This window comes from Umezawaea sp. NPDC059074 (assembly GCF_042738955.1).
Lineage (GTDB): Bacteria > Actinomycetota > Actinomycetes > Mycobacteriales > Pseudonocardiaceae > Umezawaea.
The window spans coordinates 14,456-34,017 of sequence record NZ_JBHYHC010000076.1 but is presented as its reverse complement, the minus strand read 5'-3'; the positions used below and the strand labels follow the sequence as shown (position 1 = coordinate 34,017).

17 protein-coding genes are annotated in these 19,562 nt (G+C 71.1%); 8 read left to right on the top strand and 9 right to left on the bottom strand.

Annotation, left to right across the window (positions count from 1 at the left end; all coding sequences use genetic code 11):
* Window positions 1-333: 333 nt before the first annotated feature.
* Both ACFWW9_RS29255 and ACFWW9_RS29250 read right to left on the bottom strand, forming a co-directional pair.
* Window positions 334-543, bottom strand: a complete 210-nt coding sequence (locus ACFWW9_RS29255) for a DUF5703 family protein (protein WP_390384505.1) — start codon at window positions 541-543, stop codon at window positions 334-336.
* A complete protein-coding gene (locus ACFWW9_RS29250; RefSeq protein WP_390384503.1) occupies window positions 540-1,511 on the bottom strand; it encodes a YncE family protein in 972 nt (323 codons plus the stop codon). The genes ACFWW9_RS29255 and ACFWW9_RS29250 overlap by 4 nt, the downstream gene beginning before the upstream one ends.
* 196 nt (window positions 1,512-1,707) lie before the next feature.
* Here ACFWW9_RS29250 and ACFWW9_RS29245 point away from each other — a divergent pair, with 196 nt between their 5' ends.
* A complete protein-coding gene (locus ACFWW9_RS29245) occupies window positions 1,708-2,772 on the top strand; it encodes a hypothetical protein (RefSeq protein WP_390384501.1) in 1,065 nt (354 codons plus the stop codon).
* 223 nt (window positions 2,773-2,995) lie between these two features.
* On the opposite strand, the gene ACFWW9_RS29240 is transcribed toward ACFWW9_RS29245, so the two are convergent.
* Window positions 2,996-3,973 carry an aldo/keto reductase gene (locus tag ACFWW9_RS29240; RefSeq protein ID WP_390384498.1) on the bottom strand — a complete coding sequence of 326 codons (978 nt, stop codon included), beginning with the start codon at window positions 3,971-3,973 and terminating at the stop codon, window positions 2,996-2,998.
* Between the two features lie 131 nt (window positions 3,974-4,104).
* On the opposite strand from ACFWW9_RS29240, the gene ACFWW9_RS29235 reads away from it, so the two are divergent.
* From ACFWW9_RS29235 to ACFWW9_RS29215, 5 genes are all read left to right on the top strand, one after another.
* Window positions 4,105-5,154, top strand: coding sequence for an LLM class F420-dependent oxidoreductase (locus tag ACFWW9_RS29235; protein ID WP_390384496.1), 1,050 nt, complete (start codon window positions 4,105-4,107; stop codon window positions 5,152-5,154).
* Complete coding sequence (locus ACFWW9_RS29230) at window positions 5,151-5,975, top strand: undecaprenyl-diphosphate phosphatase (RefSeq protein ID WP_390384494.1); 825 nt, start codon at window positions 5,151-5,153, stop codon at window positions 5,973-5,975. Before ACFWW9_RS29235 ends, ACFWW9_RS29230 begins: the two co-directional genes overlap by 4 nt.
* A gap of 69 nt (window positions 5,976-6,044) precedes the next feature.
* Window positions 6,045-6,734, top strand: a complete 690-nt coding sequence (locus ACFWW9_RS29225; protein WP_390384492.1) for a histidine phosphatase family protein — start codon at window positions 6,045-6,047, stop codon at window positions 6,732-6,734.
* The gene (locus ACFWW9_RS29220) at window positions 6,735-7,343 is read left to right on the top strand and encodes an HD domain-containing protein (protein ID WP_390384490.1); all 609 of its coding nucleotides are present in this window, start codon (window positions 6,735-6,737) and stop codon (window positions 7,341-7,343) included.
* Between the two features lie 62 nt (window positions 7,344-7,405).
* Window positions 7,406-7,915 carry a GNAT family N-acetyltransferase gene (locus ACFWW9_RS29215; protein ID WP_390384488.1) on the top strand — a complete coding sequence of 170 codons (510 nt, stop codon included), beginning with the start codon at window positions 7,406-7,408 and terminating at the stop codon, window positions 7,913-7,915.
* Window positions 7,916-7,977: 62 nt separating this feature from the next.
* Here the strand turns inward: ACFWW9_RS29215 and ACFWW9_RS29210 are convergent, their stop codons facing one another.
* The 3 genes from ACFWW9_RS29210 to ACFWW9_RS29200 form a co-directional block, all read right to left on the bottom strand.
* Window positions 7,978-9,561, bottom strand: coding sequence for a M4 family metallopeptidase (locus tag ACFWW9_RS29210; RefSeq protein ID WP_390384486.1), 1,584 nt, complete (start codon window positions 9,559-9,561; stop codon window positions 7,978-7,980).
* 368 nt (window positions 9,562-9,929) lie between these two features.
* Window positions 9,930-11,111, bottom strand: a complete 1,182-nt coding sequence (locus ACFWW9_RS29205) for a site-specific integrase (protein ID WP_390384484.1) — start codon at window positions 11,109-11,111, stop codon at window positions 9,930-9,932.
* A gap of 146 nt (window positions 11,112-11,257) precedes the next feature.
* A complete protein-coding gene (locus tag ACFWW9_RS29200) occupies window positions 11,258-11,830 on the bottom strand; it encodes a DUF4240 domain-containing protein (RefSeq protein ID WP_390384482.1) in 573 nt (190 codons plus the stop codon).
* Between the two features lie 112 nt (window positions 11,831-11,942).
* Between ACFWW9_RS29200 and hrpA the strand changes: the two genes are divergently transcribed.
* Complete coding sequence (gene hrpA, locus ACFWW9_RS29195) at window positions 11,943-15,872, top strand: ATP-dependent RNA helicase HrpA (protein WP_390384480.1); 3,930 nt, start codon at window positions 11,943-11,945, stop codon at window positions 15,870-15,872.
* A 2-nt stretch (window positions 15,873-15,874) separates the two neighbouring features.
* Entirely contained in the window at window positions 15,875-16,825 is a 951-nt protein-coding gene (locus ACFWW9_RS29190; RefSeq protein ID WP_390384477.1) for an ABC transporter substrate-binding protein, read from the top strand.
* Here the strand turns inward: ACFWW9_RS29190 and ACFWW9_RS29185 are convergent.
* The 3 genes from ACFWW9_RS29185 to ACFWW9_RS29175 are packed head-to-tail and all read right to left on the bottom strand — an operon-like array spanning window position 16,803 to window position 19,562.
* Window positions 16,803-17,660, bottom strand: a complete 858-nt coding sequence (locus tag ACFWW9_RS29185; protein WP_390384475.1) for an AAA family ATPase — start codon at window positions 17,658-17,660, stop codon at window positions 16,803-16,805. The two genes, ACFWW9_RS29190 and ACFWW9_RS29185, sit on opposite strands and share 23 nt — an antisense overlap.
* 5 nt (window positions 17,661-17,665) lie before the next feature.
* A complete protein-coding gene (locus ACFWW9_RS29180) occupies window positions 17,666-18,277 on the bottom strand; it encodes an FHA domain-containing protein (RefSeq protein WP_390384472.1) in 612 nt (203 codons plus the stop codon).
* A 4-nt stretch (window positions 18,278-18,281) separates the two neighbouring features.
* Window positions 18,282-19,562, bottom strand: coding sequence for a VWA domain-containing protein (locus ACFWW9_RS29175; protein WP_390384470.1), 1,281 nt, complete (start codon window positions 19,560-19,562; stop codon window positions 18,282-18,284).

The window sequence follows — 19,562 nt, the reverse complement described above, 5'->3', positions numbered from 1 at the left end:
CGCTCGCGGGTGCCGGGCCGGTGAGCCTCGGAAGGAGGGCCGGGTGACATGGCGGCGTTGCCTTGGGTCCTGCGCGAGGGAACCCCTGGGTGATGTGGGCTCGTGGTGTGGCTGTCCTGGCCGCTTGGGTCATGCCTGGGGACCGGGTGCGCCGAGTGCCTGGGTGACGGGCCGTGGTGACCGAAGGAGGGAGTTGGCGGCTGGGAGGGCTGGGCACGTGGAGCCGTGGAGGCTGGGCGTGGCTGGTGGGTCTGTCAGGTGGGCTGGGGTGGTGGGCGCGTGGGTGTGGCGTTCGGGTCTGGGTGGACTCGAACGTGGTGGTGGGCGTGGTGGCTAGATGCTGAGGCCGGGTGCGGTTGCGGCGGTTCGGCGGCGGCGTAGCCAGATCTTGCGGGTGCCGTCGCCGTAGAGGAGCACGCGGGAGAGTTCCCAGCCCGCGAACTCGGCGAGGGTGCCCAGTTGGGTCGCTGCGGTGCGGCGGGAGACGCCGGGAGGCAGGCGCAGCGGCCGGTACTCCCAATCCCCGTCTGGTCCTTCGTTCACGGCGAGATCACCTGTATCCCTTGGCCGTCCGCGGATGCGATGAACACCCGCCCACTACCTGGATCGACCGCCACCGAATCGGGCTGGCGGACGGTGGGGAACCGGAACTTCTCGACCGGTTCGCCACCGGCGACGTGGTAGGCAACCACCTCGTTCTTCTCGGTGAGCGTCACCCACGCCAGATCGGTGCGCGGGTCGTAGGCGATCCCGTAGGGGCCGCCCGGCACGGGGTACCGCTGGCGCATGATCAGCGGGTTCGCGGTGAAGGCGAGGAGTTCGCCGCCGCGGGTGTCGGTCACGAGGACCCGGTCGAAGCGGTCGGTGACCGCGTTGGTGGCGCCGTCGCCCGCGCGCAGGCCCGCGCCGAGGGTGTCGGTGGCGGGGTCGAGGTCGAAGACCGCGCTGCGGAGGCGGTCGAGGACGACGGCGTGGTCGCCGACGACGAGGACCTGGTCGGGGCTGGTGATGGGGCCGACCTGGCGGTCGCCGACGCGGACCGAGTGGGCGTCGCGCTGGGCGATGAGGGTCTTGTCGCCGGACACCGCGGTGTCGACGGGGCCGCCGTCGACCGTCTTGCTGGTGGTCGTGGCGTCGGCGGTGGCGATGCTGATGATGACGCCGCTGGTGGGCACGGTCGCGTCGATCCGGTCACCGGCGGCCACGAGTCGGGCGGCGGGGGCGGGGAGGGCGACGGTGCGCGGGGTGGTGTCGGGGAGCGTGTAGAGCTGCACCGACGGGGGCTGGTCGACCGCGACGGCGAGGGTGCCTCCGGCGACGGCCAGCGCGGTGGCCTTGCCCGCCAGGGGGAGGACGGTGCCCGCGGGGGTGGTCGACTGGTCGGGGGAGGGTGCGGGTGTCGCCGACTCGAGCGTGGCCGCGACCTGCAAGGGGTCGCTCGGCTCGTCGTTCGTGGCACAGCCACCGACCAGAACCGCCCCGGTGAGCAGTGCAGCGGCCAGTCGACGCAACGTGGAACCTCCCAGCGGCCGGGTGACCCCGGTACCCCATTCGCGAAACGTCCCTCCAGCATCCACGACGAAACGGTCGCGGTCACGCTGGGGGGCGGGTGTTGTCGTTGGTCCACGGAGGTGATAGTCGGCCGCGGGCCGTAGCGCGGGCGGTTGTGGCGCGACCATCGGTGTGGGGGCCGAGAGAAGGTGCGCGATGACGGTAGGGGTGTTGCGGAAGAAGCACGTGGAGCTGCTGCGGCAGCACCGGGTGGCCGATGGGCTCGGACCCGCCCGTGGGCGATTAGACGGCCCTGATCGCTATCACACGTGGTCGCAGGTGGCGGCGGAGTCGGTGCCGTCGCGGTTGCACCGGTTGACGTCCCTGCGGTTGCGGCCGGACGCCTACACCGGGGCCGAGTTGCACGCGTCGCAGCAGGTGTTGGACGGGCAGTCGGAGGAGCTGTTCGGGCTGGCCGAGACGGCGGGGTGGGCGGTGCGGACGCCGTTCTTCGCGGGGGTGTTCCCGACCGGGTCGATGAACGCGTTGTGCCGTCCGATGCCCGGCACGGGGGTGTTGGTGCTGGTGGACAGCGGCCTGCTGCACCTGGTCCCGGATGTGCTCAAGATCATGATCGTGTCGCGGTCGTCGTTCGGGGAGTCGCCGCTGCTGGAGCCCGCGTTCGCCGCGTCGACGCTGGCCGAGGTGTTCAACGCGCACCTGTTCGGCAACGGCGCGGCGGCCGCGAGGCCGTTGCCGGAGTTGGCGGGGCAGCGGCAGGACCTGCTGCGGTTGATGGCTCGGCGGGCCACGCAGTTCGTCGTGGCGCACGAGATGGCGCACGTGCACGCGGGACACCTGCTCGGGTCGTGGCGGCAGACCGATCCGCACACCCCGGTCGGCGCGTTGGACATGCAGGCCGTCGGCTGGCCGCGGGAGTACGAGGCGGACCGGATGGCGGCGCGGATCATGCTCGCGAGCCTCGCGGTGTTGAGCCCGTGGGACCGGGACATCGTGGAGCCGTACCTGGTCGGGGCGGTGCTGCTGGTGCTGGCGCTGCACGAGGTGGTCTCGGTGTTGGCGAAGGCGGCGGGTCGGGTGCTGCCGTTCGCGGGCAGTCATCCGCCCGCGCTGCTGCGCATCCAGTCGATGGTGGAACACCTCGCCGAGCACCTGCGCACCCCGGAGTCGATCGCGGTCGCCGCGGAGTTGGCGACGTGGCTCGACGAGCGGGTGCCGGGGGTGCTGGAGTGGTTCCGGTTGGTCGACGTCCAGGCCTGACCTGCGCGGATCGCCGAGATCGGCGGATTGTCGTACCCCTCGGTTACGGTCGGATCCGGGGGCCCATCCCTCGCGCGCGGGGTGGGGGTCCCCCGGATTCGATTCTACCGGCGGGGTATGACAGTTCCGGGTTTGCGACAGCGGTGAAGATCGTTTGTCGGGAGTGGTGACGATCGTTCGGGGGCTGGTCCACGAGGTGGGGGCCGGCCCGTGGGGTGGGCGGCTAGTCCATGGGGCGTTCGGGGTAGGCGAGGTCGAGGGCGCTGACGTCGTCGAGGGCCGAGCGGATCGCCGGGGGGAGGGTGAGGTCTTCCGCGACGAGTGAGCCGAGGAGTTGGTTGGTGTCGCGGGCGCCGACGACGGGGGCGACGACGCCGGGGCGGTCGCGGACCCAGGCGAGTGCGACGCACAGCGGGGAGGTGCCGAGGCCGTCGGCCGCGGTGACCACGGCCTGGACGATGCGGGTGGCGCGGTCGGTGCGGTGTTGTTCGACGTAGCCCGCCATGTGCGCGGAGGCGCCCCTGGAGTCCGGTGGGGTGCCGTTGCGGTACTTGCCGGTCAGGACGCCGCGGCCGAGGGGGGCCCAGGGGAGCAGGGCGATGCCGTGGTGGGCGGCGGCGGGGACGACCTCGCGTTCGACGCCGCGTTCGAGCAGGGAGTACTCGACCTGGGTGGAGACGATCGGGTTGCGGCCCGGCAGGGCGCGTTGGAGGGTGGCGGCGGTGCCGAGCTGCCAGCCCGCGTAGTTGGAGACGCCGACGTAGCGGACCTTGCCGCTGGTGACGGCGGCGTCGAGGGTGGCGAGGGTTTCCTCGAGGGGAACCGACTTGTCCCAGGCGTGCAGTTGCCAGAGGTCGATGTGGTCGACGCCGAGGCGGCGCAGGGAGCCGTCGAGGGCTCCGAGGAGTGCGCCGCGGGAGGCTCCACCGCCGAACGGGCCGTCGTTGCGGCGGGCGACGGCCTTGGTCGTGATGACGAGTTCGTCGCGGGGGACCACTTCGCCGAGCAGGCCGCCGAGGATGCGTTCGCTCTCGCCCTCGACGTAGACGTCGGCGGTGTCCACGAGGGTGCCGCCCGCTTCGGTGAAGGCCATGAGCTGGGTGGCGGCCTCGTCGGCGTCGGTGTCGCGGCCCCAGGTCATCGTGCCGAGCGCCATCCTGGAGACGCGCAGGCCGCTGCGGCCGAGCTGTCGGTGTTCCACGGGCCGAGCGTAAGGGCTGTGACCTCGTGGAGCCGGGATCCCGGTGGATCTTGACAGGTCGTGCCGAGTGTGACCGGCGTCACGTCGGGCGAGTACTCCGAATGTTGTTACCGGTCGGTAGGGTCATCGCCGTGCGATTGGGACTGAACCTCGGATACTGGGGCGCCGGCAACGACGCCGACAACCTCGAACTGGCCAAGGAGGCCGACCGGCTCGGCTTCTCGGTGGCGTGGGCGGCCGAAGCCTACGGCTCGGACGCGCCCACGGTGCTGTCGTGGATCGCCGCGCACACCGAGCGCATCGACGTCGGCAGCGCCATCCTGCAGATTCCCGCGCGGACGCCCGCCATGGCCGCGATGACCGCCGCCACGCTGGACACGCTGTCCGGCGGCCGCTTCCGGATGGGTCTCGGCGTGTCCGGGCCGCAGGTGTCCGAGGGCTGGCACGGCGTGCGCTTCGACAAGCCGCTGGCGCGCACCCGCGAGTACGTGGACATCGTGAAGATGGCACTGCGCCGCGAGAAGCTGCGCTACGAGGGGCAGCACTACACGCTGCCCCTGCCCGACGGCCCCGGCAAGGCGCTCACGCTGACCGTCCACCCGGTCCGCGAGGAGATCCCGATCTACCTCGCCGCCGTCGGTCCGAAGAACCTCGAACTCGCCGGGGAGATCTCCGACGGCTGGCTCGCCATCTTCTTCTCGCCCGAGTTCTCCGGCGAGTCGCTCGCCGCGGTCAAGGCCGGCCGGGAGAAGGCGGGCAAGACCATGGAGGGCTTCGACGTCGTGCCGACCGTGCCGATGTTCGTCGGCGACGACTGGCGCTCCCTGGCCGACCAGGTCCGCCCGTACGCGGCGCTCTACGTCGGCGGCATGGGCAGCCGCAAGCAGAACTTCTACAAGGACCTGGCCACCAGGATGGGCTTCGAGGCCGAGGCCCAGGAGGTGCAGGACAAGTACCTGGCGCGCGACTACGCGGGCGCCATGGCGGCGCTGCCCGTCGAATTCCTCGACGCCACGTCGCTGCTCGGCCCCAAGGAGCGGATCGCCGAGAAGATGCAGGCCCTCGCCCAGTCCGGGGTCACCACGCTGACCGTCAGCCCGATGCTGCAAGATCTCGAGCAGGGAGTCGCGGCGCTGCGCACCGCGGTGGAAGCTCTGGATCTGGCAGGAGTGGGTAGTTGAGCTGGTTGCAGGCTCTGGTCCTCGGACTGGTTCAAGGACTTACCGAATTCCTACCCGTGTCTTCGTCGGCGCACGTGCGGATCACGTCGACGTTGTTCTTCGGCAACGACGCGGGAGCGTCGTTCACGGCGGTCATCCAGCTCGGTACCGAGCTGGCGGTGCTGATCTACTTCGCCAAGGACATCGGGCGGTTCATCTCCGCCTGGTTCCGCGGCCTGGTCAGCGCCGAGGCGCGCAAGGAGAAGGATTACCGGCTGGCCTGGTACGTGATCATCGGGTCCATCCCGATCAGCGTGCTGGGCTACATCCTCAAGGACGAGATCCGCACGTCCGCGAGGAACCTCTGGATCACGGCCACGATGCTCATCGTGTTCGGCCTGCTGCTCGGCCTCGCCGACCAGTTCGCCAAGCACTCGCGGGCGGAACTGACCATGAAGGACGCGATCGGCATGGGCCTGGCCCAGGCCCTCGCGCTGATCCCCGGCGTCTCCCGCTCCGGCGGCACGCTCACCGCGGGCCTGTTCCTCGGGCTCGACCGGGCGGCCGCGGCGCGGTACTCGTTCCTGCTGGCGATCCCCGCCGTGTTCGGCGCGGGCATCTTCAGCATCCCGGACGTGCTCGAGCGCGGCGGGCCGAACGACGCCTCGGTGCCGCAGATGATCGTGGCCACCATCCTGGCGTTCGCGGTCGGCTACGCCACCATCGCGTGGCTGCTCAAGTACGTCTCGAAGCACAGCTACTCGGCGTTCGTGTGGTACCGGGTGATGCTCGGCATCGTCCTCATGGGCCTGCTGTCCATGAACCTGCTGCCCGCCAACTGAGTCCTGTCGCACGTCGTGAAGGCCACCACGTCCGCGTGGTGGCCTTCACGGCATCTAGGGTGGTGACTCGTGGCCACCGTGATCCTCCTGCGACATGCCCGTTCGACCGCCAACGGCTCCGGCGTCCTCGCCGGCCGCGCACCGGGCGTGTCCCTGTGCGAGAAGGGCGAGGCCCAGGCGCTGGGACTGGTCGACCGGCTCAAGGGCATCCCGATCGACGCCGTCGTCACCTCCCCGATGGACCGCTGCGGGCAGACCCTCGCGCCGCTGCTCGCCGACCGCGGCCTCACCGCGCTCACCGACCCCGCGCTGGCCGAGGTCGACTACGGCTCGTGGACCAACCGCGCCATCAAGGACCTCCTCAAGGAACCGCTCTGGACGGTCGTGCAGCAGCACCCGTCCGCCGCCGTGTTCCCCGAGGGCGAGGGCCTCGCCGCCGTGCAGGCGCGCGCCGTCGCCGCGATCCGCGCCCACGACGCCCGCGTCACCGCCGAGTTCGGCCCCCGCGCCGTGTGGGTCGCGTGCAGCCACGGCGACGTCATCAAGTCCGTGCTCGCCGACGCGCTCGGCGTGCACCTGGACGGCTTCCAGCGCATCGTCGTCGACCCCGCCTCGGTGTCGGTCGTCCAGTACACCGAGACCCGCCCGTTCGTGCTGCGCTCCAACGACAACGGCGGCGACCTCTCCGGCGTCGTCCCCCCGCCCGAGCACAAGCCGACCTCCGACGCCGTCGTCGGCGGCGGCGCGGGCGCCGCGTAGGTGGCCTCCGCCGCGCTGCACCGGGCTCTGACCGACCACCACGCCGTCCGGCCGCTCCCGGACGCCGTTCGGGATCTCCTGGAAGCCCTCGACGCCCCACCCCGGCTCGCCGCCCACCTGCGGCTGGTCCACGACGTGGCGCACCGGCTGGTCGAGTGGACCGCACGGCACCACCCGGCCGTCGAGGTCGACCGCGAGGCCGTGCTGTTCGGCGCGGCCACCCACGACATCGGCAAGACGGTCCACGTCGAGGAGCTGTCCGGACCGGGCTCGGCCCACGAGCTCGCGGGCCACGCGCTGCTGCGCGACCGCGGGGTTGAGGAACGGCTCGCGCGGTTCGCCCGCACCCACGCCTCGTGGACCGAGCCCGGCATCGAGGTCGAGGACCTGCTGGTCAGCGTGGCCGACAAGGTGTGGAAGGCCAAGCGCGTCGACGACCTGGAACAGCTGCTGGTGGCCCGGTTCGCCGCCGCGAACGGCGAACCGGGCTGGGCGGTGTTCCTGGCGCTGGACGACGAGCTCGACCGGATCGCCGCGGGCGCGGACGAGCGGCTGGCCGTGCAGGCGGCCCACCCGATCGGCTCCGGGCCGGAGCGGTGGACGTCCTGACGTGACTCACCCGAACGGGGCAACGGTCGGAATTGTCGTACCCCCGTCCTAGGGTCGGGGCCATGACGGAGGTCGACGCGATCTGCCTGAGGCCGTGGGCCGAGGGCGACCTGGGGTTGTTGCGCGCGCAGAACACCGCCGAGATGCAGAGGCACCTGGGTGGGCCGGTGCCCGAGGACGAGCTGCTGGACCGGCACCGCCGCTACACCGAGCTGTCCGCGGCCGGGAACGGGTGCATGTACGTGGTGCTGCTCGGACCGGACTCCGTGGTCGCGGGGTCGGTCGGGTACTGGGAGAAGGAGTGGGGCGGGCGGACCGTCTACGAGGCCGGGTGGCAGGTCCTGCCGGAGTTCCAGGGGCGCGGGGTGGCGTCGCGGGCCGCGGCCGCCGTCGCGCGGATCGCCGCCGCGGACGGCGACCTGAAGGCGCTGCACGCGTTCCCGCCCGTGGTGAACGAGGCGTCGATCGCGGTGTGCCGCAAAGCCGGGTTCGAGCTGGCCGGGGAGTGCGACTTCGAGTACCCCAAGGGCACCTGGATCCGGTGCGAGGACTGGTGGACGCCGCTGGGGTGAGGAAGTGCCGGGGCCCGGACCGTGCAGGGGAGAGCGGTCCGGGCCCCGGTTCCTGGCGGGGTCTACTTGACGTTGACCGCGGCCCACGCCCTGGTCACCGCGGCGACCTCGGCGCTGCCCGAGCCGTAGAGCTCGGTGGCGGCGGCGATCGTGCCGGTACGCGCTGCCGCGTACTTGGTGCTGGAGGTGAACTTCGTGGTCAGCGCGCGGTACCAGATCTTCTCGGCCTTGGCGCGGGTGATGCCGGTGACGGGCTGGCCGTCGAAGGTCGGGCTGTTGTAGGAGACGCCGTTGATCGTCTTGGCGCCGCTGCCCTCCGACAGCAGGTAGAAGAAGTGGTTCGCGATGCCGGACGAGTAGTGCACGTCCAGGTTGCCCACCGTCGAGGACCAGTAGTCCGCGGACTTGCCGTCCTTGGAGGGCTTGTCCATGTAGCGCAGGGGAGCGCCCGTGCCCCGGATGTCGATCTTCTCGCCGATCAGGTAGTCGCCGACGTCGCTGCTGTTGGCGGCGTTGAACTCGACCGTCGTGCCGAAGATGTCGCTGGTGGCTTCGTTGAGACCGCCCGGCTCACCGGAGTACACCATGTTGCCCGTGGCCGAGGTGACGCCGTGCGACATCTCGTGGCCCGCGACGTCCAGCTCGGTCAACGGCTTCGCGTTGCCCACGCCGTCGCCGTAGGTCATGCAGAAGCAGCTGTCGCTCCAGTTCGCGTTGTTGTACGCGTTGCCGTAGTGCACCCGGCTCATCGCACCGACGCCGTTGTTCTTGATGCCGTTGCGGCCGTGGACGTTCTTGTAGTAGTCCCACGTCGCCGCCGCGCCGTAGGCGGCGTCGACACCCGCGGTGGCCTTGTCGCTGATCGCGCCGTTGCCCCACTTGTTGTCGGCGTCGGTGAACAGCGTCCCGGTGCCCGTGGTGTTGTTGGCGTTGTTCACCGTCTGGTTGCCGCGCTGCGGGTCCTTGAGCTGGAACGTCGACCCGGACTGGGTCGTCTGCAGCTTCACCGTGCCGCTGTACTGGCTCACGCCGGTGCCCTCGACGTGCATCACGCGGTCTTCGCTCATCAGCACCTTGCCGGTGGTGGCGTCGGTGTAGACGTGCAGCTCGCTCGGCGACTGGTCGGCCTTGATCCCGGTGAGGACGACCTCCCACGCCAGCGTCGGCGCCTGGTCGATCGCGAACACCACGAGCTGGGGTTCGGCCTTCGTCCAGTTCGCCTCGGCGGTCTTGGCCACCCGCGCCGAGGACGCCGCCGTGGCGGCGGGGATCGCGGGCTTGGTCGACACCGCGAGCGCGGCGTCGGTGGCGCGGTCGACCGAGGCGATCGCGCCGGTCTTCGACTGGTGCACGACCAGGTCGCCGCCGACGACCCGCAGGCCGTTGAACGTCCGGTCGTAGCGGAAGTGCTTGGTGCCGTCGGGGTCGGTGACGACGTCCTTGACCACGAGCTGCTCTTGGCTGCTCAGGCCCAGTGCGGTGCTCACGAGTCCGGCTTGCGAGGCCGCGAGGCTCAGGGTGCCCGCGCGGTCAAGCGTCGCCGACGAGTCCGCTGCCGACTGCGGGGCCGCGGTGGCGGATAGGCCACCCACGGTCACCAGTGCGGCGGACACCAGGGCCGCGTAGCCCAGGGTCATACGATTCATGGACGCTCCTGTTGTTCCGGTGCAGGGAGTGCCCGCCGATCCGAAGAACGGCGAACACCGAGGAACATCTGGGCCAACACCGTGTTGACCAGCAAATCGATCGTATTGCCGGCCATGCATAGGTAAATCGTCTCCCACGATGTGGGAACGCTTCGGATTCTGAGCGATCGTGCTGGTCAGCGCGGCCCGCGCGATCCGAAAAACGAATGAAAGACCAGCTCAGAAGGCCGGAAACAACGGCGAAACAAATGCTGGCAAGCGCGCGGAAGCACCAATGGGACTGCGCTGTTCGGGCCAGCCCGTTGGTCTGGGAGGTGTTTAGAGTTAATGACTGGGCGTGGTCGCCCGGTCACGCAGGATTGCGGATTTCACAGCCCGAGGCGGGTGACCGCGTTGTCCTCGAGCGGGTTCGCGGTGCGGATGTAGCGGTGCACGGTGCGGGGGTTGGTCCACCGGCCCTGGCGCATGATCTCGCGGTCGCTCGCCCCGCCCAGCGCGGCCTGCGTGGCGAAACCGGCGCGCAACGAGTGCCCGCCGAACAGCGTCGGGTCCAGCCCCGCGCGCTCGGCGTAGCGCTGCACCAGGTCCGCCACCGCGCGCCCGGTCATCGACGCCGACCCCAGCCGCCCGTGCCTGCTCACCGACGGGAACAGCGGGCCGCGCAGCTCGCGCTGCCGGTAGCTGTGGCAGCGGTGCACCGAGGGCTCCACGGGCTCGTCGGTCAGCATCTCCACCACGGCCGCGTGCCCGCCCCCGGCGTGCGCCTCCAGCAGGTCCACCCAGTCCGCGAACGCGCACACCGGGCACGTGGGCCTGCGCGAGCCGCGCGGCAGCACCACGCGCTGCTGGTGCTGCCCGGTCTGGTCGGTCTTGGTGATGCCGAGCCCCACGAGCAGCAACGGCTCGTCGGTGCGGGCGTCCACGTCGACCGTCACGTCCTCCAGCGTCAACCCGGCCAGCTCGCTGCGCCGCAACGCGCCCGCGAAGCCCACGAGCAGCAGCAGCGCGTCCCGCCTGCGAGCGACACCGGACGGCCAGCCAGCGGGGGGACGTTCGTCCAGCAGGGCCTCCAGGGTTTGCAGCAGGACCGGGCGCTTGCGCTTGGGCTGGGTGCGCCGAGCCCGCCGGATGCCCCGCAGGGTCAGCCGGACGACGTCGGAGCGACTGGGGGAGGGGAGGCCGTTCGCGGCGTGCACGGCGGCGATGGCGGCGGACTTGCGGTCCAGCGTCGACGGGCTGAACGCCCAGCCGCCGTCGGGGCGCAGGGTGTCCGCCGCGGTCGCGAGGTACACGGCGACGTCGAGGGGGTCGGCGGGCAGCGACGTGCGGCCCTCGGCGGCGCACCACGCCGACCAGCCGACCCAGTCGGAGCGGTAGGCGCGCAGGGTGTTGGCCGACTGGGCGGCGTGCAGGTAGGTGGCGAGGGAGGCGGCCTGGTCCTCGTCGAACCTCCTGCGGACCGCCTCGAGCTCGGCGAAGTCGACCAGGACGCCGTGGTTCACCCGGCCCAGCGCGGTGCGCACGGGCTCGGGGAGGCGGTCGTCCGTCATGTGATCGATCCTATCAGCGTTAGTGAGTTTGATTGCTTCAGTGTGGACCGAAAGTCAATAAATTTGAGTGGTGACGACCCACTCCTACAACAAAGACCAGCACAGACGGAACCCGAGGCTTCCAAGGTGTCGGGACCGGTGGCCACCTAGCCGTGGGCGACGCGGTCGGCGAAGAGGGTGCTGAGGCGGGGCAGGCGGCGCAGGAGTTCCGGGAGGGAGTCGAAGTCCCACGGGTCGCCGTCCGGTTCGGGGCTGACCATGGGTTCGTGACCGCGGGCGGCGAGCGCGGTGTCGAGGCCGTGGTACTCGCCGGTGCGCAGGCGGTAGGCGTCGCGGGCCACGTAGTCGAGGTCCTCCCAGCCCAGCGGGCCGCCCGCGGGCCAGGTGTCGGCGTCGGTGGTGGCGAGCCGACCGACCAGGTCCACGTCCGCGAGCGCGTCCGGGTCGGCGGCGATGGCGGTGAAGCGGGCGTGGCCCAGGCCCACGAGCCAGCCCAGGAAGTAGAAGAAGCCGTCGTCGGAGCAGCCGTCGAGCACGAGGTGGGCGGCTCCCCAGTGGGTCCAGGTGTCGGCGCGGCCGCGGATGTGGTCCAGCAGGACCTGGAAGTCGGCGATGTCCGGTGGGGGCAGGCTCGCGAGCTTGGTGGTGAGCCAGTCGACGCGCTCGTGCGGTTCGGTGCCGGACAGCTCGAGCAGGGTCCAGAAGGTCGCTTCGTCCATGGGGTCGACGGTAGGGGCGGGGTACGACAATTCCGGTGGTCGCGACCGGCGGCGCCACCCGGCCGATAACCCGATGGTCCGTGTCGGTGGGTCGTTCTATCCTGGTCGCAGTATGGACACGCCGCTCGCCGGGTCGCCCTTGGCTGACCTGCACAAACGCCTGCCCGAGTTGATGCTTCGCGACCAGCGCAGGCTGCAACGCCGTCTCGATGGTGCCCGGAGGGTGAAGGACCCGAAGTCGAAGCACGCGATCGCCGCGGAGATCGCCGGTGAGTTCGACGACGCCGAGCTGCGGCTGGCGCTGCGCCGCGAGGGCGTCCCCGCGATCTCCTACCCCGAAGAACTGCCGGTCAGCAAGCACAAGGACGAGATCCTCGCGCTGATCCGCGACCACCAGGTCGTGATCGTGGCCGGGGAGACGGGGTCGGGCAAGACGACCCAGCTGCCCAAGATCTGCCTGGAGCTGGGTCGCGGGGTGCGCGGGCAGATCGGGCACACGCAGCCGCGTCGGCTGGCGGCGCGGACGGTGGCCGAGCGGGTCGCGGAGGAAATGAAGACGCCGCTGGGGTCGGCGGTGGGCTACAAGGTGCGGTTCAGCGACCAGTCCGGTGAGGACACGCTGGTCAAGCTGATGACGGACGGCATCCTGCTGGCGGAGATCCAGACGGACCGCAACCTGAGCCGGTACGACACGCTGATCATCGACGAGGCGCACGAGCGCAGCCTCAACGTGGACTTCCTGCTGGGGTACCTCAAGCAGCTGCTGCCGCGTCGGCCCGACCTCAAGGTGATCATCACGTCGGCGACGATCGACCCGCAGCGGTTCTCGCGGCACTTCTCCGACGCGCCGGTGATCGAGGTGTCGGGGCGGACGTACCCGGTGGAGGTGCGGTATCGCCCGATCGTGGACCCGGACGACGAGTTCGTGGACCCGGACCGCGACCAGACCTCCGCGATCGCCGAGGCCGTGGTGGAGCTCCAGGCCGAGGGGCCGGGCGACATCCTGGTGTTCCTGTCGGGCGAGCGGGAGATCCGGGACACCGCCGAGGCGTTGACGGCGTTGGAGTTGCGGGGCACGGAGATCCTGCCGTTGTACGCGCGGTTGTCGTTCGCCGAGCAGCACCGGGTGTTCCAGGCGCACTCGGGGCGTCGGGTGGTGTTGGCGACGAACGTGGCGGAGACGTCGTTGACGGTGCCGGGCATCAAGTACGTGATCGACCCCGGCACGGCGCGGATCTCGCGGTACAGCCACCGGTTGAAGGTGCAGCGGCTGCCGATCGAGCCGGTGTCGCAGGCGTCGGCGAACCAGCGCAAGGGGCGGTGCGGCCGGGTGTCGGAGGGCATCTGCATCCGGCTGTACACCGAGGAGGACTTCGAGTCGCGGCCGGAGTTCACCGATCCGGAGATCCTGCGGACGAACCTGGCGTCGGTGATCCTGCAGATGACGTCGATCGGGTTGGGCGACATCGCCGCGTTCCCGTTCATCGACGGGCCGGACTCGCGCAACATCGCCGACGGCGTGCAGCTGCTGCACGAGCTGGGGGCGATCGACCCGGCGGAGACGGACCTGCGCAAGCGGCTCACGCCGTTGGGGCGCAAGCTGGCGCAGCTGCCGGTGGACCCGCGGTTGGCGCGGATGGTGATCGAGGCGGACCGCAACGGGTGCGTCCGCGAGGTGATGATCATCGCGGCGGCGCTGTCCATCCAGGACCCGAGGGAACGGCCGCAGGACAAGCAGCAGGTGGCGACCGAGCACCACGCGCGGTTCGCCGACCCGAACTCGGACTTCCTGTCGTTCGTGAACCTGTGGACGTACCTGAAGGACAAGCAGAAGGAGCTGTCGTCCAACCAGTTCCGCCGGATGTGCCGCTCCGAGTTCCTGAACTACCTGCGGGTGCGGGAGTGGCAGGACATCTACTCGCAGCTGCGGCAGGTGTCGAAGACGCTGGGGCTGACGGTCGGCGAGGACGTCGCTGAGCCGCAGCGGGTGCACGTCTCGCTGCTGTCGGGGCTGCTGTCGCACATCGGTGTGAAGGACGTGCCGAAGAAGGATCCCGGCAAGCGGGCGTCGACGGAGTACGTGGGCGCCCGTGGCGCGCGGTTCGCGGTGTTCCCCGGTTCGGCGCTGTTCAAGAAGCCGCCGCAGTGGGTGATGGTCGCCGAGCTGGTGGAGACCTCGCGGCTGTGGGGTCGGATCGTGGCGCGGATCGAGCCGGAGTGGGCCGAGCAGCTGGCGCCGCACCTGGTGAAGCGCAACTACAGCGAGCCGCACTGGGAGACCCGGCGCGGGTCGGTGGTGGCGTTGGAGAAGGTGACGCTGTACGGGGTGCCGGTGGTGGCGGCCCGGAAGGTCAACTACGGGCGGATCGACCCGGAGCTGTCGCGGGAGCTGTTCATCCGCCACGCCTTGGTGCAGGGCGAGTGGACGACGCACCACAAGTTCTTCCAGGCCAACCGCGCGCTGCTGGCGGAGGTGGAGGAGCTGGAGAACCGGGCCCGCCGCCGGGACATCGTGGTGGACGACGAGACGCTGTACGAGTTCTACGAGCAGCGCGTCGGGGCCGAGGTCGTGTCGGTGCGGCACTTCGACACGTGGTGGAAGAAGACCCGGCAGACCCAGCCGGACCTGCTGACGTTCACCAAGTCGATGCTGATCAACGAGCGCGCGGAGGTCAGCGAGCAGGCCTACCCGGACTCGTGGCAGCAGGGCGGGTTGTCGCTGCCGCTGTCCTACCACTTCGAGCCGGGCGCGGGCACGGACGGCGTGACGGTGCAGTTGCCGCTGCCCGCGTTGACGACGTTGGGCGACGAGGCGTTCTCGTGGCAGATCCCCGGACTGCGGCTGGACCTGGTGATCGCGTTGATCCGGTCGCTGCCCAAGCCGCTGCGGCGCAACTTCGTGCCGGTGCCGGACGTGGCGAAGGCGGTGCTGGCGCGGATCTCCACCGAGGACTCGCTGCTGGGGGCGTTGGAGCGGGAGCTGCGGGCGTTGACCGGGGTCGTGGTGCCGCGGGACGCGTGGCAGCTCGACCAGGTGCCGGACCACCTGAAGCTGACCTACCGGGTCGTGGACGAGAACAACCGCGAGCTGGCCCTGGGCAAAGACCTGGGAGTGTTGAAGAAGCAGCTGGTCAAGGAGGTGCGGGCCACCCTGACCGCGGCCGCGGCGGACGTGGAGAAGTCCGGGCTCACGACGTGGAGCTTCGGCAAGCTGCCGAAGTCCATCGAGAAGAGCCAGTCCGGGGTGGTCGTGACGGCCTACCCGACGCTGGTGGACGCCGGGGAGTCGGTGGCCATCCGAGTGGTGGACACCCCCGGTCGGCAGCGGCTCGCGATGTGGCGGGGCACGCGGCGGCTGTTGCTGCTGGCGGTGCCGTCCCCGGTGAAGGTGCTCCAGCGGACCCTGGACAACGCGGCGAAGCTGGCGCTGACCCGCAACCCGCACGGCGGGGTGGCGGCGCTGCTGGCGGACTGCATCTCCGCGGCCGTGGACCGGCTGATGACGGAGGCGGGCGGTCCGGCGTGGACCGAGGCCGGGTACGAGCGGCTGCTCAAGCACGTGCGGACGAACCTGAACGCGGCGGTGTTCGACGTCGTGGGCGAGGTGCGGAAGGTGCTGGTCGCGGCGCACGACGTGGAGCTGCGGCTGACGTCGGTGAAGGCCCCGGTGTTCGGGCCCGCGGTGGCCGACGTGAAGGCGCAACTCGCGGGGCTGGTGCACAAGGGGTTCGTGACGCAGGTGGGGGCCGCGCGGCTCGCGGACGTGACCCGGTACCTGCGGGGCATCGAGCGGCGACTGGAGAAGCTGGTCGAGAACGTGGCGCGCGACCAGGAGTGGATGGACCGCGTCCACCAGGTGCACCAGGAGTATCGGGAGTTGCGGGCGAAGGTGCCCGTGGACGAGCCGAACGAGGCGCTCGACGAGGTGCGGTGGATGATCGAGGAGCTGAGGCTGAGCTACTTCGCGCAGACCATCGGCACCCGGTACTCGGTGTCGGACAAGCGGATCTACAAGGCGCTGGACGCCGTGGTGGTGGCCTAGCCGTGGTCCGGATCGGGGCGCTCGTCCCGTTGAGTCGTCCCGGTTGGGTGGAGGCCGGTCGGCACCTGCTGGCCGGGCTTGAGCTGGGGGCGCGGGAGCGGTCGTGGGAGCTGGTGGTCCGGGACACCGCCGCCGACCCGCGCCGGGCCGAGGCGGCGGTGGAGGAGTTCGCCGCGCTGGGCGTGGCCGCGGTGGTGGGGGAGTACCACAGCGTCGTCGCCCAGGCAGCCGCCGCGCGGGCCGACGCGCTGCGGCTGCCGTTCCTGTGCTCGTCGGCGGTCCTGGACGCGCTCACCGACGGGCCGACGGAGTGGGTCGCCCGACTTCCGCCGCCGCAGTCGCGTGGGTGGCGGGTCTACGCGGAGTTCCTCCGCGGGGCGGGGCATCGCCGGGTCGCCGTGGTGACGCAGCCGAGTGTGTACTGGGCGTCCGGGGTGCGGGTGCTGCGGGAACACCTGGACGCGGTCGTCGAACTGGACGGCTCTGCGGACGAGGTGGTCGCCAGTGGCGCGACTGCGCTCCTGCTGCTGGTGGGGCACCCGGAGCCCGCGGTGTCGATCGTGGAGTCCCTCCGCCGCGACGAGCGCCTCGCGGGGTTGCTGATCGGTGCTCCGGCGGGTCAACCGGAGTTCTGGCCGACTCTGCCGGGGATCCCGTTCCTGCGGTACCTCTCCACCTTGGGGCCGCTCGGCACGCGCGTCGAAGCGGAACTGCGCGAACGGCTGGGCGAAGCGCCCTCGTTCGTGGCGTTCGAGGGCTACGACTCGATCGCGGTCCTCGCCGAGGCGCTGCGGTCGGGCGGTTCGTGGTCGGAGGTCGACGTCGAGGGCACACGCGGCCGGATCCGGTTCTCCCGCACCCCCGGCGTGTGGCAGTGGGAAGGCGCACCGGTCCAGGTCGTCGACCGTGACCCGACCGCCCCCGACCGGTTCAGGGTCCTGCACACCGGCTGAGCGCCTGCCGCAACGCCTCCTCGGGCGAGGTGGTGGCCGAGTCGATCACCAGGTGCGGCTCGGTCCACGGCTCCCACAGGTCCCGCATCCGCAGCACGTGCTCCCACTCCACGGTGTCGTGCCAGCCGGGAATGCCCCTGGCCCGGCCCTCCACCCGTTCCCGCAGCACCTGGTCGTCCGTGCACACGCACTCCACGCCGACGAACCGGCCGCCGAGGGCCTCGGTGAGCGTCCGCAGCCGGTCACGGGCCTCGCGGGTGTGGCCGGTGGCGTCGAGCACCACCGACAGCCCCAACTGCAACTGCCGCGCGGTGGCCGCGGTCACCTGCACGTCGGCGATGGGTGTGGCGTTGTCCTGGGTGAGCACGCGGAACGGCACCAGCGCGCCGAGCAGCCAGTCCATGGAGAACACCGGTGCCCGCAGGTGGCGGGCGAGCGACTCGGCCAGGGTGGACTTGCCGCAGCCGGGGATCCCGGCCACCAGCACCGCTGTCGGGTGAGCGTGCGGGTCCGTGGGGCGAAGTGCCAGGTAGGAGGCGTGCGCGCGGTCGGCGATCAGAGCTTGGAGGCGGATACGGGCATGCTCCACGCGACTACCGGTGAGGCGGACCCAGCCCAGCACGACGTCTTCCCGGAGCACGTACGCGTGACCGTGCCGCTCGGCCTCCTCGCGTGCCGCGTCGAGCAGCGCGTCCCGGTCGATCGGGACGTCGGTGGGGTCGAGTTCCGCGGCCAGGTCGGCCGCCGGGCCCTCTGGCAGGGCGGCGAAGAGGTTTCGGCAGGTCAGTGGCACGGTGGACAGGACCGCGAGTGCGGACGGGTGCGGTTCGATCACGGTGGTCAGGCTAGACGGATGGTCAGGGTGGTCCACGCGCCGAGGTGGACGCGGTCGCCGTCGGACAGCGGGTGAGGGGTGTTCGGGGGGACGGGGGTGGTCGTGTCGTTCGTGGTGGTGCCGTTGGTCGAGTTCAGGTCCACCACCGACCACCTGCCCGCGGTGCGTAGGAGGAGGGCGTGGCTGGCGGAGACGCCGGGGTCTTCCGGGGGGCCGGTGAGGTCGATGTCGGGGAAGATGCCGCGGGAGCGGCTGCGGCGGCCGATGGTGATCCTGTCGTCGTGCAGGACGAAGCGGCGTTCCGGGCAGTACAGCGGGAACTCCATGGCGTCGGCGTCCGGGCCGCCCGCCGCGACCACGCGGTCGAAGTAGGCGCGGTCGGCGGTGACGACGGCGTGCCACGTCGCCGGAGACGCGGGTGGTGGAGCGCTGGTGGCCGTGTCGAGGGAGTCGTGGCCGCACTCCTCGCAGAACCGGCCGACCTGCGGGGTGCCGCACGAGGCGCACAGCGTCGTCGGGGGTGCGGCGGGTGGCGGCTCATCCGTCGTGAGGGGAGCGCCGCAGACGTCGCAGTAGTCGTCCGTGGTGGTGTCGTGGCCCGCGGGACAGGTCGGCACGGCTCTAGCCCTTCCCGACCCGCTTGGTGACCGTCGACCGGGTGTCGAGGGTCATCTCGTCGGCGTCCTCGACCTTCGGCCGCAGCTTCACCGTTCCCGTGACGGGGTCGACCACGTCCACGACCTTGGCCAGCAGTTTCGCCGTGTCGGTGTTGCCCGACGAGGTCGCCAGCGCCACGGCACGGCCGAGTTTCGCGGTCGCGGTCTCCACGTCCCCGGCCTTGCGGGCCTCCAGGCCGTCCTGGATGACCTCCGCCAGCTCCGCCTGCCCGGTGTAGTGGGCGACCTCGCGGTTGATCCGGGTCGACAGCGCGCCGTCGTCGGTCCACACCGCCAGCACCCGGCCCTGGCCCAGGACGTCACCGCCGGGGGTGAGCAGGCTGACCCGGCCGGCGAGCATCTTGTCGCCCACTCCTGCGGGCTTGACCAGCACGCACACGTGGTAGTCGCGGCTCTCCGCGCCCCACGCGCCCGTCGGGTAGTCGCCGGTGCGGGCCCCGGACTCGACCCGCCGATCCGTCAGGTCCAGCACCGTGGGCGACACCTGCTTCACGAACTTCACCGTCGCCCCCTCCGGCGTCCACAACCGCAGCGACACCCCGCCCACAGCCTTGCCCATCGCGGTCGCGGTCATCGCCCGGAAGTCGTCGGCCAGGCCCTGCGGGTCGGCGATGATGTCCACCGTGCCGAGCATCGACTCGGCGATCTTGCGCAGCTCCTCGACCTGCCAGTCCGTGCCCACACCCCGGCAGTCGCAGGTGAAACGGCCGTTCACCGACGCGAGCGTGCGGGACAGCTGCGCGGGCGTCTCGTGCTGGTTCTGGCCGTCGGTCAACAGGATCGCGTGCTTGAGCCCACCCCGGTGGTCGGTGAGGATCCGGTCGGCGAGCGTGAGCCACCGGCCCATGGCGGTGCCGCCGTCGGCGGTCAGCCCGCGCACCACCCGCTTGGCCTCCAGCTTCGTGCGGTTGCTGGCGACGGCGAGGCCCTGGTGGGACGGGTAGACCATGCGGGCGGTGTCGGTGCCCTCGATGACCGCGAACGACACCCCGTCGCGCAACGCCTCGATCGCCGTGACGGTCGCGTGCTTGGCCGCGTTGAGCTTCGCGGGCGGGTAGCGCATCGAGCCCGAGCAGTCGACGATGATCACCTGGGCGATGTCGGCAGACGACACCGGCGCGGACGCCACCCCGCTCGCGGACACCGTGACGATCGCGTCGACCTCCCGCGCCCCCTCCGGCAGGTACTCGTTCTGGAAGACCTCGACGGCGAACTCTGCGGTCAC

Coding starts and splice junctions, on each gene's coding strand:
- ACFWW9_RS29245 (WP_390384501.1), top strand. CDS start 1,708: ATGACGGTAGGGGTGTTGCGGAAGAAGCACGTGGAGCTGCTGCGGCAG.
- ACFWW9_RS29215 (WP_390384488.1), top strand. CDS start 7,406: ATGACGGAGGTCGACGCGATCTGCCTGAGGCCGTGGGCCGAGGGCGAC.
- ACFWW9_RS29210 (WP_390384486.1), bottom strand. CDS start 9,561: ATGAATCGTATGACCCTGGGCTACGCGGCCCTGGTGTCCGCCGCACTG.
- ACFWW9_RS29205 (WP_390384484.1), bottom strand. CDS start 11,111: ATGACGGACGACCGCCTCCCCGAGCCCGTGCGCACCGCGCTGGGCCGG.
- ACFWW9_RS29200 (WP_390384482.1), bottom strand. CDS start 11,830: ATGGACGAAGCGACCTTCTGGACCCTGCTCGAGCTGTCCGGCACCGAA.
- hrpA (WP_390384480.1), top strand. CDS start 11,943: ATGGACACGCCGCTCGCCGGGTCGCCCTTGGCTGACCTGCACAAACGC.